Here is a 1,378-nt window from a genome sequence, read left to right as displayed (position 1 = left end):
GTTAGGTCCTGCACGAATCGCAGGTCGAGCTTGACCCCGGTCACCGGCAAATCTCGCAACACTGAAATCGACGAGTACCCGGTGCCGAAGTCGTCCAAGTGCAGACCCACCCCGAGCTCGCGCAGTGTTTCCAGCGCTTGCCGGGCGGATTCGATCAAGTTGAGGACTGCCGTTTCCGTCACCTCAATGACGATTCGTGCCGGATCTACCTGTCGAGCCTTCAGGGTGTCGCGAACGCTGGCGAGCCACCCCGGTGTGGCCAGCTGGACCGTCGACACATTGACACTAATGGGACCGGGTAGGTCGGGCCGCTCCGCCAATAAAGCGCAGGCTTGGTCCAGGACCTGTGCACCAATGTCGCTGATCAGCCCAGTGTCCTCGGCGACGTCAAGAAACTCCCCGGGGCTGAGCAGCCCGCGGTGGGGGTGCGCCCAACGCACGAGCGCTTCATGACCGACCACGCGGGAATCGGCCAAGGCCACGATGGGTTGGTAGTAAACGACGAACTGCTTCCGGCTTATCGCGTCACGCAGCTCGTCTTCGAGGGTGAGACGGGCCACGGCTTGGGCGTGCATCGCGTCGTCGAAGAAGCGCCAGCGGGCGCGCCCGGCGATTTTGGCGCGGAAAAGTGCGGAGTCGGCGTCGCGCAGCAAGCTGTCTGGAGTGGACGTTGGCGTGGAGGTGGCGATACCGATGGACACGGTCGGCACGATCCGGTGGCCTCGTACCTGTAAGTCGGCGGAGATCGAATCAGACACCCGCTTCGCGCAGTGCAAGACGTCCTGGGCGTCGTGGACGTCCTGAATCACAATAACGAACTCGTCCCCACCGAAACGGCCGACTCGGTCGCCGGGACGCAAGGCCGACACGATCCTGTTCGCCACCGCCGTCAGGACCTCATCGCCGGCGGCGTGGCCGAGTGAGTCGTTGACGACCTTGAAGCGGTCAAGGTCCACGAATAGTGCACCGACCGAATGGTCCACTCGTTTGGCGGCACGAAGGTCGGCTGTCAGGATGTCCAGAATCCACGCGCGGTTGTGCAGACCGGTTAGTGAGTCGTGGAAGGCCTGGTAGGTCAAAGCTTCCTCGGCCTGCCTGGCCACGGTCACATCCCGGGCCGCCGCGAACACCCCCAGAACCGTCCCACCAATATCCCGATACACCGACGCGTTATACAACACCTCCATCAACGTCCCGTCCCGGTGACGCATCGTCAGCGGATAATCAACAGCCATCCCCTTCTCAAACACCAACTGATAAATGGCCTCCGCCTTCTCCGGCTCCGTAAAGACATCCGAGAACGCCGTCCCAATCAAATCCACCCGAGGAATACCCGTCGCCCGCACCGTCGCCTCATTCGCGTCGGTGATCAACCCGT

Annotated in this window: 1 protein-coding gene; it reads right to left on the bottom strand. The window is 62.6% G+C overall.

Going from position 1 to position 1,378, the window contains the following annotated elements; genetic code table 11:
* On the bottom strand, positions 1 to 1,378 hold a 1,378-nt coding region (locus JF66_RS18990), incomplete at both ends, for a bifunctional diguanylate cyclase/phosphodiesterase (protein ID WP_156109929.1).

Source organism: Cryobacterium sp. MLB-32, assembly GCF_000738085.1.
Taxonomy (GTDB): Bacteria; Actinomycetota; Actinomycetes; order Actinomycetales; family Microbacteriaceae; genus Cryobacterium.
The sequence above is the reverse complement of the archived record's forward strand: the minus strand, read 5'-3'. Positions and strand labels throughout refer to the sequence as shown.